Origin of the sequence: Bacillus sp. FSL L8-0193, from assembly GCF_037976065.1 — a bacterium.
Taxonomy (GTDB): Bacteria; Bacillota; Bacilli; order Bacillales; family Bacillaceae; genus Bacillus; species Bacillus paralicheniformis.
This window is the reverse complement of the sequence record NZ_CP150261.1, coordinates 4,253,582-4,267,041: the sequence shown is the minus strand read 5'-3', so window position 1 is coordinate 4,267,041 and position 13,460 is coordinate 4,253,582. Positions and strand designations below refer to the sequence as shown.

The following is a 13,460-nucleotide window of genomic DNA, read 5'->3' as shown; positions in this document are numbered from 1 at the left end:
TTTACTGCTCGTCGTTCACTAGAGAGGTAAGGAGGAGTTTGATGTGGAACAGCGGGAATTAAAGAGGGACTTATCCAATCGGCACGTACAGCTTATCGCTATTGGCGGGACGATTGGCACCGGGTTGTTTTTAGGCTCCGGTAAGGCGATTCAATTGGCGGGTCCTTCTATCATCTTTGCGTATTTCATTGTAGGTATTGCGCTTTTTTTCGTGATGCGGGCGCTGGGAGAATTGCTGTTATCTAAAGCGGGTTATCAATCGTTAACCGATATTGCCGAGGAGTATCTGGGGCCGCGTGCGGCGTTTGTCACCGGGTGGACCTATTGGTTTTGCTGGATTATGACGGCTATGGCGGATGTGATTGCCGTCGGTGTCTATGTGAAATATTGGTTTGATATTCCGCAGTGGGTCCCTGCACTTATCTGTTTACTCATTTTATTAGGGCTCAATCTGTTGACTGTCAAGCTTTTTGGAGAATTGGAATTTTGGTTCGCTTTAATAAAGGTGATCACGATTCTTGCGTTAATTGTCATCGGTGTTATTTTGCTGGTGATCGGGTTTAAGACGCATACAGGAACGGTTTCGGTTACCAACCTTTGGGAGCATGGCGGTTTGTTTCCAAACGGATTTTCAGGCTTTTTGCTTTCTTTCCAAATGGTGATCTTTGCATATGTCGGTGTGGAATTAGTAGGTGTATCGGCGGCGGAAACGTCGAACCCGAAAAAAAATATTCCATCGGCTATTAATAAAATTCCTTTACGGATTTTATTTTTCTACGTCGGCGCGCTTATCGTCTTATTATGTATTAACCCTTGGATGGAACTGAATGCAGCGGAAAGTCCTTTTGTGAAAACCTTCAGCTTAGTCGGCATCCCGCTTGCCGCGGGAATCATTAATTTTGTTGTATTAACGTCAGCCGCGTCTGCTTGTAACAGCGGGATGTTTTCAACAAGCCGGATTCTGTACAATTTAAGTAAAACGAAACAGGGCCCGGCCAATTTTGCGAAGCTGAATAAAAACCATGTGCCGAGTCACGCGTTATGGGTATCAACCATTGTCCTGTCAGCAGGAGCGCTATTAAGCAAACTGATACCGGAACAAGCCTTTGGGATCGTGACAACCATCAGCGCGATTTGTTTCATATGGGTGTGGGGTGTGATTCTTGTCAGCCATATTAGATACAGGAAAACCCGTCCGCACTTACACGCAGCATCAACATTCAAAGCGCCATTCGCGCCGTTTATCAATTATGTTGTCCTGGCGATGTTTGCGGTCATTCTCATGATTATGCTGTATGCGGATGCGACTCGCCCGGCCTTGCTGCTGACTCCTCTATGGTTTATTGTATTGTTTATTTTATTTTGGATGAAAAAAAACAGGACAAAAAGAACATGATGAGTCAAATTAAATCTCTTGAAAAAGACGGTGTACTGCATGCAGTATGCCGTCTTTATTTTTGATTAACCGTTTCCTTTTATAGGTTTATATTTAATGTAGACATGAGAACGAGAGGAATGGAGTCATGGAATACAATTCATACATGAATGGACAATCGCAATATCCCGCTTGGTCCTATCCGTACAATTTGATCATATGGAAAGCGTTTGTCGGCCATGATGTGAAGTCCTATTTATATGGGTTATAACATAAAAAAGCGCCATACTGCCGTTTAAGCAGCATAGCGCCTTTCGTGTTAGTTCCGGATCAAATAATCAAACGCCCCTAATGCGGCATTTGCCCCCGATCCCATTGAAATAATGATTTGGTTATATGGTCCGTCTGTGCAGTCGCCGGCAGCGAATAGGCCAGGGATGGTTGTTTCGCCGCGTTTGTCGACTGCGATTTCGCCGATGCGGTTGCGTTCGACGGTTTCAGGGAGCCATTCCGTGTTCGGCACAAGACCGATTTGGACGAAGACGCCTTGGAGCTCGACGTGTTTTTCTTCTCCTGTTTCACGGTCAACGTAAGTGATGCCGTTTACGTTTTCATCACCCGTGATTTCTTTTGTTTGGGCGTTTTTCACGACAGTCACGTTAGGGAGACTGTAGAGACGTTTTTGCAGAACTTCGTCTGCTTTCAGCTCCGGTGCGAACTCAAGAACAGTCACGTGGTTGACGATACCTGCAAGGTCAATCGCTGCTTCGATACCGGAGTTTCCGCCGCCGATGACGGCGACGTCTTTGCCTTCAAACAACGGTCCGTCACAGTGAGGGCAGTATGCGACACCTTTGTTTTTGAACTCTTGTTCGCCAGGTACGCCGATATTGCGCCAGCGTGCGCCAGTTGACAGAATGACGGTTTTGCTTTTCAGAACAGCGCCGTTTTCGAGTTCAAGATGGAAAAGATCTTTTTTCTCGAGACCTTTTGCGCGTTGCAGGTTCATGACGTCGATCTCGTAATCCTTCACGTGTTCTTCAAGGCTTGCCGCAAGCTTCGGCCCTTCGGTGCGCTTCACGCTGATGAAGTTCTCGATGCTCATCGTGTCAAGGACTTGGCCGCCGAAGCGTTCGGCAACGATTCCTGTGCGGATGCCTTTGCGCGCCGCATAGATTGCTGCGCTTGCACCGGCAGGTCCGCCTCCGACAACGAGTACATCGAACGGATCTTTATCAGAAAGCTCAGATGCATCTGTGCCGCTGCCCATTTTCGCAAGAATTTCTTCAAGCGTCATTCGGCCGCTTCCAAAGGATTCGCCGTTCAAGTATACGGTCGGCACAGCCATAATGTTTTTGCTTTCGACTTCTGACTTGTATGCCGCACCATCGATCATCGTGTGCGTGATGTTCGGGTTGAGCACGCTCATCATGTTCAATGCCTGCACAACGTCCGGGCAGTTGTGGCATGTGAGGCTGATATAAGATTCGAAGCGGTATTCGCCGCTGATGTTCTTGATTTGATCGATGATTTTTTGATCGACTTTCGGCGGTCGGCCGCTTACTTGCAAGAGTGCCAGCACCAAAGATGTGAATTCGTGACCGAGCGGAACTCCGGCGAATGTGACGCCTGTTTCTTCTCCGGCACGATTGACGCTGAAGCTTGGCGTTCTGTCGAGCTGCGCCTTTTCAACAGTGATTTTTGATGACATGGAAGCCAGCTCTTCTACAAGAGCCAGCATATCCTTAGAGACACTGTCATCGCCTGTACTGACTTTAAGGACGATGTCATTTTCAATCATCTGCATGTATTGGTTTAATTGTGCTTTGATATTTGCTTCAAGTACCAATTGAATGCACTCCTTAGATTTTGCCTACTAGGTCAAGGCTTGGTGTCAGTGTTTCAGAACCTTCTTCCCATTTAGCCGGGCAAACTTCGCCTGGGTTTTGGCGGACGTATTGAGCCGCTTTTACTTTGTTGATCAGGGTGCTTGCATCACGGCCGATACCGCCTGCGTTAATTTCAACAGCTTGGATCACACCGTCCGGATCGATGATGAATGTTCCGCGGTCAGCAAGACCTTCTTCTTCGTTCAGCACTTCAAAGTTGCGGGAGATCGTTTGAGACGGGTCGCCGATCATCGCGTAAGTGATTTTGCCGATTTTCTCAGAGCTGTCATGCCATCCTTTATGTACGAAGTGAGTGTCTGTAGAAACAGAGTATATTTCGACACCAAGTTCTTTTAGGGCAGCATATTCGTTTTGAAGGTCTTCAAGCTCAGTCGGGCAAACAAATGAGAAATCTGCTGGATAGAAGCAGAAAATGCTCCATTGGCCTTTCAGATCTTCGTGTGTAACATCGATAAACTCACCGTTTTTGTAAGCTTTCGCTGCGAATGGTTGTACTTCTTTTCCGATTAGAGACATAATATCGTCCTCCTGAATGTAGTTTAAGAGAAATAAAAATTGTAAACTTTATTTCTCTGTAATTATTATAATTATATACAAATTATCAAGTAATAAATATTTTTTGTCAAGGGGAAAGCCCGTTAATTTTTTGTTAAGTATTTCAGCTAAAGAAAAGAGTTGGAGTTTCGTAACTTTCATATAGTATGATTGGCACAAATGGTAGAGTAGTGAGAATGAAGAGTCCTAATTGAAAACGAAAAGCCGTCGGAATGACGGCTTCTTTGGCTAAACTCCTTTATATGCGGAACGGTAAATCTCAGCAAGCTCCGAAACGAGCGGCAGCTTCGGATTGGCTGTCGTACACTGATCTTCAAAGGCGCGTTCGGCCATGAGATCCACTTTGCTTTCGAATGCGGCAGCATCCACGCCGTTTTGTTTAATGCTCATCGGAATTTTAAGCTCTTTGGCGAGCGAGATAATCTCCTGGATCAGGCTTTCAACGCCTTCTGCAGTTGTTTTTGCAGGCAGGCCGAGCGTTCTGGCAATCTCCGCGTAGCGCTGATCGGCTATGAAGTGGCTGTATTTAGGAAATGCCGTGAACTTTTTCGGCTTTTCTGCATTATAGCGGATCACGTGCGGCAGAAGGATGGCGTTTGCCCGTCCATGAGCGATGTGAAACTCCGCGCCAAGCTTATGGGCTAAGCTGTGGTTGATGCCAAGGAAGGCATTGGAAAACGCCATTCCGGCAATCGTTGATGCATTATGCACTTTTTCGCGGGCCAGCTCGTCGCTGCCGTTTTTGTATGCTCTAGGCAGGTATTCGAAGATCAGCTGGATGGCCTTCATGGCCAAGCCGTCTGTATAGTCGTTAGCCATGCACGATACGTATGATTCAATTGCGTGAGTTAATACGTCCATTCCTGTGTCAGCCGTAATATGTTTCGGCACGGTCATGACAAATTGCGGGTCAATGATCGCGACGTCCGGCGTTAATTCATAGTCGGCCAGCGGATACTTCGTATTCGTTTCTTTGTCTGTAATGACAGAGAATGAAGTGACTTCAGAGCCTGTGCCTGATGTCGTCGGGATCGCGACGAATTTTGCTTTTTCGCCCAGTTTCGGGTATTTGACAATGCGCTTGCGGATGTCCAGGAATTTTTGCTTTAATCCAAAGAATTCAGCATCCGGGTGCTCATAGAACAACCACATTCCTTTTGCGGCATCCATTGCAGAACCTCCGCCGAGGGCGATGATGACATCCGGCTGGAATTTGGCCATCATGTCGACGCCGTTCATCACCGTTTCGATTGAAGGATCAGGCTCGACATCAGAAAAAATTTCACAATGAACGTAATCCGGGCGCCTTCTTAAGTAGTGTAGGACGCGGTCTACATATCCGAGTTTCACCATCCCCGGATCAGTCACAATCAACGCTTTTGAGATGTCAGGCATTTTCGCTAAATATTGGGTTGCGTGTTTTTCAAAATAGATTTTTGGAGGAACTTTAAACCACTGCATATTGACATTCCTTTTCGCCACTTTTTTCGTGTTGATTAAATGAACAGCTCCAACGTTTGACGAGACGGAGTTTCCGCCATATGTGCCGCATCCGAGTGTTAAAGAAGGCATATAGGCGTTGTAAATGTCGCCGATCGCCCCTTGTGACGACGGTGCATTGACGATGATCCGCCCGGCTTTCATCCGTAATCCGAATTCTTTAACGGCTTCTTGATCGTTCGTATGAATTACCGCCGAGTGGCCGGTTCCACCGAACGCGAGCATGTCTTCGGCGCGTTTTAATCCCTCTTGAATTCCGCTGACTTTGTAGCACGCTAAAACAGGGCTCAGTTTTTCCCTGGAAAGCGGGTAATCCGGACCTACGCCTTCTAATTCGGCGATGAGGATTTTTGTATCTTGAGGCACTTTGACACCGGCCATTTCAGCGATTTTGAATGCCGGCATGCCGACGATATCAGCGTTTACCGCGCAAGTATTTTCATTGATGACCAATTTCTCGACCTTTGATTTTTCGGTTTCATTTAAGAAATAGCAGTTGTTTCTTGTCATTTCGACTTTGACGTCTGAGTAGATGTCTTTGTCTATGATGACGGCCTGCTCTGATGCGCAAATCATGCCGTTGTCAAATGTTTTGGATAAGATCAGATCATTGACGGCTTGCTTCAGGTTGGCAGACTTCTCGATGTAGCACGGAACGTTTCCAGGTCCGACGCCAAGGGCCGGTTTTCCGGAGCTGTACGCTGATTTCACCATGCCGGCGCCCCCTGTTGCGAGAATCAGGGAAACGTTCGGATGGGTCATTAAGGCTTGAGTTGCATTCAGCGAAGGCGTTTCAATCCATTGGATACAGTTGTCGGGTGCTCCTGCTTTGACGGCTGCGTCCCGAAGGATTCTCGCCGCTTCGCGGCTGCATTTTTGGGCCGATGGATGGAAAGCAAACACGATAGGGTTTCTTGTTTTGATCGCTATCAGGGACTTGAACATTGTAGTGGAAGTAGGGTTGGTCACCGGCGTCACGCCGGCGATGACACCGACAGGCTCCGCGATTTCAATGACTCCGTCGTGTTCGTTTTCATTGATGATGCCCACTGTTTTATCGTATTTGATATGATGGTAGACATACTCTGTGGCAAACATGTTTTTAATGATTTTATCTTCATAAACGCCGCGCTTCGTTTCTTCGACGGCAAGTTTGGCGAGAGGCATGTGCTGATCAAGGCCGGCAAGCGCCATCTGTTTGACGATCTCATCAATCTGCTCCTGATCAAAGCTGCGGAATTCTTCCAATGCCTTTAGGCCTTTTTCGACTAGCTGATCAACCATGGTTGAGGCATTTTGCTTTTGTTTCATTTCCTTTTCTTCGATTGCCATTGTAAACCCTCCAGTGAATGAATAGGAATTTGATTACAACAGGATGTTCAGGGATGAATGATGCGGACATTGTTTGTGAAACATTTCACAAGTGGAGTTAAAAAATTTTATCCCTGAAGCGGATATCTGGTTTATTTTGGTATCAGTCCTCCTTTTCTGTGGCTGAATTTATCATATCACGAATTTGAAGTATGAGTTTGTGAAATGTTGAACAAAGTATGAAATTCATTCTTGAGTAAAATAAGAATGCACCCCGAGGTCCGGGGTGCAGCTTTTAATACCAGTCCGTATGAAACACGCCTTCCATATCCGTCCGCTCATACGTGTGAGCGCCGAAATAATCGCGCTGCGCCTGCAGTAGGTTTGCGTTTGAGCGGCCCGTCCGGTAGCCGTCGTAATAGGAGAGGGCGGTGCTCAGGCACGGGAATGAGATGCCTGAGCTGATGCCTTCGCAGACGACCTTTCGCAAGCCGGACTGGTATTCTTTTAGTTTTTCAGCGAAGTCAGGTGCGACCAGCAGGTTGGACAGGTCCGGCTGTTTGTCGAAAGCTTCGCTGATGAGATTTAAAAATTGTGCGCGGATGATGCAGCCGCCGCGGAAGATGAGGGCGATGTCCTTTAACGGCAGGTGCCATCCGTTCAGATCAGACGTCATTTTATATTGAGCGAAGCCTTGGGCATAGGCGCAGACTTTCCCCATGTATAACGCCTGTCTGACGCGGTCGATCCACACGTTCTGATCCAGGGGCCGTTCTTCTGTTTCAGGCCCGGCCAATACGTTTTCGGCAGCTGTCCGTTCGTCTTTTAATGATGACAGGTAACGGGCAAACAGGGATTCCGTGATAATTGATGATGGAATGCCGTTGTCGATGGCCTGCAGGCTCGTCCATTTGCCCGTGCCTTTTTGGCCGGTTTTGTCGAGGATGACGTCGATGAGCGGAGCGCCCGTTCGCTCATCCTTTTTCCTCAGGATCTCTGCCGTGATTTCGATTAAATAGCTTTTCAGCTCTCCTTGATTCCACGTGTCGAAAATGTCAGCGATTTCATCTATCGGCAAAAGAAGCTTTTCTCTTAAAAATGTATACGCTTCAGCGATAAGCTGCATGTCTGCGTATTCGATGCCGTTGTGCACCATTTTGACAAAATGCCCCGCGCCTTTTGGACCGATGTAGACACAGCATGGATCTCCTTCTACTTGGGCGGCGATTTTTGTGAGAATCGGAGCTGCTTTTTCGTAGACGTCCCGATCTCCGCCGGGCATAATGGATGGGCCTTTTAAAGCGCCGACTTCGCCGCCGGAAATGCCGATTCCCAAGTAGCCGATACCTTTCGCTTTCAAACTGTCATATCTTCGTTCCGTATCTTCGTAGTGGGAGTTGCCGCCGTCCATGATGACATCCCCTTCTTCAAGCAGAGGAACGAGCGAGTCGATAACAGAATCAACCGGTTTGCCTGCTGTGACCATAAGAAAGATTTTTCTCGGTTTTTCTAAAGACTGTACGAAATCTTCAAGTTCATAGTACGGCTTGACTGTTTGGCCTCCCGTTTTTTGGACGAGTTGATCGGTTAAATCCCTTGTGTAGTTATAGACGGCGACTTGTTCGCCTTTGCTTGCCATGTTCAGGGCGATATTGCTCCCCATGACTCCCAAACCTATGACACCGATTGTATTGCGCATGTAATACCTGCTCCTTCATTTAAGACTTTTTTATACAAATAGGCTTAACAATAAAGTAAATCCTAATCCGGCCACCGCGATAATGGTTTCAAGCAGTGTCCAGGTGGCAAATGTCTCTTTCATGCTTAGTCCGAAATACTCTTTGAACATCCAGAAGCCTGCGTCATTGACATGGGAAGCGATTACACTTCCGGCCCCTGTTGCAAGCACAACCAGCGCAAGATTGACATCGCTTTGTCCGAGCATCGGAAGAACGAGTCCGGTTGTGCTTAATGCAGCAACTGTCGCGGATCCTAAGGAGATGCGCAGAATTGCGGCGATGACCCAGGCGAGCAAGATCGGCGACATGGCTGTTCCTTTGAATAATTCAGCTACATAGTCGCCTACTCCGCCATTGATCAAGACTTGTTTGAAGGCGCCGCCGCCCCCGATGATCAAGAGCATCATTCCGATTTGTGTAATGGCGGTTGAACAGGAATCCATCACTTGTTTGATCGGGATCTTTCTGGCGATCCCCATCGTATAGATCGCGACCAACAGGGAGATGACCATCGAAGTCGAGGCATTCCCGATTAAACGAACCGCTGCCAGCAGGCTGTTGTCTGCAAGGCCCATCGTTTCTTGAATAAGCGTAATAACAGTCGAAATAGACATGATAATGACCGGAAGCATAGCTGTGAAGACGCTGATGCCGAAGCCGGGCGTCTCTTCAAGCTTGAACGTTTTCTGCTCACCGAGTGAAGCGATGCTGCCCATTTTCTCAAATGATTGCGGGACGATTTTTTTCGCCAGTTTCGTAAATAAAGGTCCGGCCAAAAGAACGGTTGGAATTGCAACAATGATACCGTAGAGCAGCACTTCCCCGATATTGGCGCCGAGCTCTCCCGCGATAGCCGTCGGTCCCGGATGCGGGGGCAGGAAGCCGTGTGTGACGGATAAGGCCGCCGTCATTGGAATTCCAAGGTATAAAATAGATATCTTCAATTCTCTTGAAATGGCGAATACAATTGGAATCAATAATACCAATCCGACTTCGAAGAATAATGCTACCCCGATGATAAAGGAGGCGATGACGACCGCCCATTGGATGTTTTTCTCTCCGAATTTGTTGACGAGGGTCATCGCAATGCGCTGAGCGCCCCCTGAATCCGCGATCAGCCTGCCCAGCATGGCGCCGAGCCCGAAGATCAATGCGATATGGCCGAGCGTTCCGCCAAGGCCTTCTTCAATCGTTTTGACGATGTCGTCAAGCGGCATTCCAAGCGCCAATGCAACCCCGAACGATACGATAATCAAGGAAACAAACGTATTCAGTTTTAACCCCATAATCAAAAGCAATAATGCGACAATCCCGATTGCTACGATCAGTAATGGCATGATAACGCCTCCAATTCTCCCCTATTTTTTGCTGGATAAGCTTCTTTGATAATTTGCAATTTGTGTATATTCGTTTTCAAGTGCTCGAGATAAGTTGATAAAAAGCGGCATTAATTTTCTGTATTCTTTGGCCGATTCTTCTTTCGGCGCGTGTCTGTGCGTGCTTCCGATCATGTCGGAGACGACATCGAATGAATCGATTTTCCCTGTCGCGTACAGCCCCAAAATGCAGGCTCCGAGACAAGAGCTTTCATAGCTTTCCGGCACGACGACTTCCGATTCGAAAATATCGGCCATCATTTGCCGCCATACGTCAGACCTTGCGAAACCTCCGGTCGCCTGAATTCGGGCAACTGGACCGTCCATGCATTCTGTCAACGCCAGGAAGACGGTGTACAGATTGTAAATAACCCCTTCCAATGCCGCGCGAATCATGTGTTCTTTTTTATGCGACATGGTGAGGCCGAAGAATGAACCGCGCACATCCGGATTCCAGAGCGGCGCCCGTTCGCCTGCGAGGTATGGATGGAACAGCAGTCCGTCGGCACCCGGTCTGACGCGTTCGGCAATTTTGGTCAAGACATCGTACGGATCAATGCCGAGACGTTTTGCCGTTTCAATTTCTGATGATGCAAATTCATCTCTGATCCAGCGAAGGACGATCCCGCCGTTGTTGACTGGCCCGCCGATGACCCAATGATTCTCAGTTAAGGCATAGCAAAAAATTCTGCCTTTTTCATCGGTTTGCGGTTTATCGATAATCGTGCGAATCGCACCGCTTGTCCCAATAGTGACGGCGATTTCGCCTTTTTTAATCGCGTTGACGCCGAGGTTGGAAAGCACGCCGTCGCTGGCACCGATGACAAATGGCGTTTGCGGATCAATTCCCATCATCGCCGCCAGTTCCGGATTGCAGTGATGGAAAATGGCTGTTGTCGGAACGAGCTTTGATAGGTGGTCAGGTGTGATGCCTGCAATGGCAAGTGCTTCTTCATCCCAGGCCAATGTTTTGAGATTCATCATTCCCATCGCCGAAGCTAAGGAGTAATCGACGACATATTGATCAAATAACTTTTTAAAAATATATTCCTTGATTCCGATATATTTTTTTGCTTTGACAGCGATTTCAGGATGCTCGTTTACAATCCATGTGATTTTGCTTAGCGGCGCCATCGGATGAATCGGCGTTCCCGTCCGTTTATAGACATTGTGCCCGTTCATTTCTTCTTTGATTTTATGAGCCCAGCCTTCGCTTCTGTTGTCTGCCCAAGTGATGCAGGAGGTGAGCGGCTTGTCGTTTTCGTCCATCGCAATCACGCTGTGCATCGCGCTGCTGAATGAAATGAATGACGGCTGTTTGTCAGGATGCTGCTGCATGATTTTCGCCGTTGACTGGATGACGGCCTGAAAAATCTCATCCGGGTTTTGCTCAGCGGTCGAGATGTCCGGTGTGTAAAGCGCGTAGCCGATGCTTTCCTTTTGGATCACGTCCCCTTTTTCACTGAATAAAACCGCTTTCGTGCTTGTCGTACCGATATCTATGCCTAACATATAACTAGTCATTTTCTTGTTCGGCCCCTTTCGCCAGCATTTGTTGCGACAGCCACAGATCTTCAACTTTACCTTGCACGTCATCGAAATTTTGATGTAGGGATTTAAGCATCAGATCCCTGTCTTTCGTTTTGATCGCTTTGATATAAAGTTCATGGTTATCGAGAATTCGTTCAAAGTCTTCGTATTTTTCTTTTAAGCGGGCCCGCATGGATAAAAGAATAAAGCTTTCCATCACAGGTTTGAGATTGTTCCATATCATCAAAATGTAAGAATGATTGATGGAGCGGACAATCGTTTCGTGAAATAAGACGTCTTGAAATGAGAACTCGTCGGCATCTTTGTATTTGATGGAGACTTTCATCATCTCCAATATTTTGCTGAGGTCTGTTACCAGTTCGTCGACATTGGCCCGTCCAAGCCGTTCGAATACGAATGTTTCCATCACCAGACGCACATCATAAATTTCTCCAATTTCTTTTTCGGTTAAACCGATGACAACGGCGCCCATCCGTTCCAAACGGATGATTTTTTCCGATGCCAGTATTTTTAAAGCCTCGCGGATGGGAGACCGGCTCACCGAGAATTCCGCAGCCAATTTATTTTCAGATAAAATGGTACCGCTTTCAATCAAGCCGGAAATAATGCGCATTCTCAGCTCGCATGCGACGCGAACACCTGTTGAAGCTCTTGAAAGCCACTTCTCCGGATATAAAAGATTTTTAGATTGGCTCATACACTCACCTTCCTAGTTATACGAGTATACTTGTATACAAGTATGATAACGCGATTATTTTGATTATGCAAACACTTTCATTTCAAATTTTCCGAAAAATTTTTTCCATTTATAAAACGATTTGTTTTGCCAATGCGCTCGAAATACTCCACTAAAGCAAAAAAATATAAAGGGAGCAGCTGCCCTTTATATTTTGACCATTTGTTTAACGATGAGTTTGAAGTCATGTTCGCTAATTTCTATGTGCCCAAATCGAAAGGAATAACCCCAGTGCCGTTTGTTTTTGATGAAAGAGAGGTTGGGAATGAATGGGTGGATCGGCGTTTCCCGGCATTTTAAAAAGTTGATCTTCCTTCTGTAAGGTGAGAATCCTTCTCCCGCATGAACCTTGTAAACTCTGTTATCACTCACTTCCCCTACAGCTGTAAACTTTTGATAGGGCGCATCATCTTTGAGATTTTGTTTTGGCGAGTAATAAATGATCCAATCATCGGGATTCATTCTTTTTAAAGGCGCCTCTTTTCCGTGGCAAAGTTGAGCAAAGCCCCCGGATACACCTTTCAAGACGTGATCGCGCGAAGCTACGCCGATCCAATACCTTCTTTTCATTCCATTCAGCATCCGCAAGCATCCTTGTCAGTATCCCCTTCGGTGCATGCTGACACAGGAAAATTCATTTCTCTCCATGCCGCGATCCCTCCGGTCAGCTCTTTCACTTGATAGCCTTTTTCTAATAAAAATTTAGCTGCTTTAGCTGCCGTATTGCACCAGACATCCCAGCAGTACACAATGATTTCTTTATCTTTTGGAATATCCTCTAATCGATGAGGGAGATCGTGTTCAGGTATCGCTTGAGCACCTTTTATCGTCAAACTCCTGACTTCGCTTGGCCCGTTTCTTACATCTATTAAAAAATATTTTTCAGGGTGATTCTTTGAAGATTTAAAATAATCCATTGGACTAATGGTGGCTTCTAAACGTGCATTAAAAAAATCGAGTGAATTCATAGGGTATGCCTCCTAGTTTTTATACTTTTTCCATACTTTTAAAAGCAAATCTTTAAATAATTTTTTTTCATTGTCAGTCAGAGGGGATAAAACCTCATATTCTGTCTGTACTAAAACCTGTTTGCATGATGACAGTACATCGCTGCCTTTTTCAGTAAGGATTAGGCTGTATGCCCTGCGATCACTTGCGTTTTTTGTCCTTTCCACAAAGCCTGAAGCTTCTAAATGGTCAACATGGCTCACCATTGTCGTACGGTCGATCTGCAGTTGTTCAGAAATCAGTTTTTGAGAAGAAAAAGGGTTTTCTTCAATAAATACAAGTACTCCGAATTGCCTGGCATTCAAGCTATACGGAGCGAGAACATCAGCAAATTGATCCTCCATTTGCTGAAGAACCTTTCCTAGCAAAAATCCGTAAAATTGACTTAACTGTTTCAAA

The 13,460-nt window shown here is 46.5% G+C and carries 12 protein-coding genes; 2 read left to right on the top strand and 10 right to left on the bottom strand.

Annotation, left to right across the window (positions count from 1 at the left end; translation table 11 throughout):
* Positions 1-43: 43 nt before the first annotated feature.
* Together MHH76_RS21325 and MHH76_RS21320 are read left to right on the top strand one after the other, a co-directional pair.
* A complete protein-coding gene (locus MHH76_RS21325) occupies positions 44-1,396 on the top strand; it encodes an amino acid permease (protein WP_043054522.1) in 1,353 nt (450 codons plus the stop codon).
* Positions 1,397-1,523: 127 nt separating this feature from the next.
* Positions 1,524-1,646 carry a hypothetical protein gene (locus tag MHH76_RS21320; RefSeq protein WP_257419524.1) on the top strand — a complete coding sequence of 41 codons (123 nt, stop codon included), beginning with the start codon at positions 1,524-1,526 and terminating at the stop codon, positions 1,644-1,646.
* Positions 1,647-1,694: 48 nt separating this feature from the next.
* Here MHH76_RS21320 and ahpF read toward each other — a convergent pair whose 3' ends face one another.
* The 10 genes from ahpF to MHH76_RS21270 form a co-directional block, all read right to left on the bottom strand.
* Entirely contained in the window at positions 1,695-3,224 is a 1,530-nt protein-coding gene (gene ahpF, locus MHH76_RS21315) for an alkyl hydroperoxide reductase subunit F (RefSeq protein WP_020453591.1), read from the bottom strand.
* A 13-nt stretch (positions 3,225-3,237) separates the two neighbouring features.
* On the bottom strand, positions 3,238-3,801 hold the full coding sequence (ahpC, locus tag MHH76_RS21310) for an alkyl hydroperoxide reductase subunit C (RefSeq protein WP_043054521.1): 564 nt from the start codon (positions 3,799-3,801) through the stop codon (positions 3,238-3,240).
* A gap of 267 nt (positions 3,802-4,068) precedes the next feature.
* Positions 4,069-6,672: a bifunctional acetaldehyde-CoA/alcohol dehydrogenase gene (gene adhE / locus MHH76_RS21305; protein WP_020453589.1), complete on the bottom strand. Its 2,604-nt coding sequence runs from the start codon at positions 6,670-6,672 to the stop codon at positions 4,069-4,071.
* A 274-nt stretch (positions 6,673-6,946) separates the two neighbouring features.
* Complete coding sequence (gene gnd, locus MHH76_RS21300; RefSeq protein WP_020453588.1) at positions 6,947-8,350, bottom strand: decarboxylating NADP(+)-dependent phosphogluconate dehydrogenase; 1,404 nt, start codon at positions 8,348-8,350, stop codon at positions 6,947-6,949.
* Positions 8,351-8,380: 30 nt separating this feature from the next.
* The gene (locus tag MHH76_RS21295; protein ID WP_023856844.1) at positions 8,381-9,727 is read right to left on the bottom strand and encodes a GntP family permease; all 1,347 of its coding nucleotides are present in this window, start codon (positions 9,725-9,727) and stop codon (positions 8,381-8,383) included.
* 21 nt (positions 9,728-9,748) lie between these two features.
* On the bottom strand, positions 9,749-11,290 hold the full coding sequence (gene gntK / locus MHH76_RS21290) for a gluconokinase (RefSeq protein ID WP_020453586.1): 1,542 nt from the start codon (positions 11,288-11,290) through the stop codon (positions 9,749-9,751).
* The gene (locus MHH76_RS21285) at positions 11,283-12,014 is read right to left on the bottom strand and encodes a GntR family transcriptional regulator (RefSeq protein ID WP_020453585.1); all 732 of its coding nucleotides are present in this window, start codon (positions 12,012-12,014) and stop codon (positions 11,283-11,285) included. The genes gntK and MHH76_RS21285 overlap by 8 nt, the downstream gene beginning before the upstream one ends.
* A gap of 186 nt (positions 12,015-12,200) precedes the next feature.
* Entirely contained in the window at positions 12,201-12,635 is a 435-nt protein-coding gene (locus MHH76_RS21280; protein ID WP_020453584.1) for an EVE domain-containing protein, read from the bottom strand.
* Positions 12,629-13,021, bottom strand: coding sequence for a rhodanese-like domain-containing protein (locus MHH76_RS21275; protein ID WP_020453583.1), 393 nt, complete (start codon positions 13,019-13,021; stop codon positions 12,629-12,631). Before MHH76_RS21275 ends, MHH76_RS21280 begins: the two co-directional genes overlap by 7 nt.
* A 12-nt stretch (positions 13,022-13,033) precedes the next feature.
* A complete protein-coding gene (locus MHH76_RS21270; RefSeq protein WP_020453582.1) occupies positions 13,034-13,459 on the bottom strand; it encodes a MarR family transcriptional regulator in 426 nt (141 codons plus the stop codon).
* Between the last annotated feature and the right edge of the window lies 1 nt (position 13,460).

Excerpts from the sequence above, each read along its gene's own strand:
- MHH76_RS21280 (WP_020453584.1), bottom strand. The coding sequence starts at position 12,635 with ATGCTGAATGGAATGAAAAGAAGGTATTGGATCGGCGTAGCTTCGCGC.
- ahpC (WP_043054521.1), bottom strand. The coding sequence starts at position 3,801 with ATGTCTCTAATCGGAAAAGAAGTACAACCATTCGCAGCGAAAGCTTAC.
- MHH76_RS21275 (WP_020453583.1), bottom strand. The coding sequence starts at position 13,021 with ATGAATTCACTCGATTTTTTTAATGCACGTTTAGAAGCCACCATTAGT.
- adhE (WP_020453589.1), bottom strand. The coding sequence starts at position 6,672 with ATGGCAATCGAAGAAAAGGAAATGAAACAAAAGCAAAATGCCTCAACC.
- MHH76_RS21285 (WP_020453585.1), bottom strand. The coding sequence starts at position 12,014 with ATGAGCCAATCTAAAAATCTTTTATATCCGGAGAAGTGGCTTTCAAGA.
- MHH76_RS21320 (WP_257419524.1), top strand. The coding sequence starts at position 1,524 with ATGGAATACAATTCATACATGAATGGACAATCGCAATATCCCGCTTGG.
- gntK (WP_020453586.1), bottom strand. The coding sequence starts at position 11,290 with ATGACTAGTTATATGTTAGGCATAGATATCGGTACGACAAGCACGAAA.
- MHH76_RS21295 (WP_023856844.1), bottom strand. The coding sequence starts at position 9,727 with ATGCCATTACTGATCGTAGCAATCGGGATTGTCGCATTATTGCTTTTG.
- gnd (WP_020453588.1), bottom strand. The coding sequence starts at position 8,350 with ATGCGCAATACAATCGGTGTCATAGGTTTGGGAGTCATGGGGAGCAAT.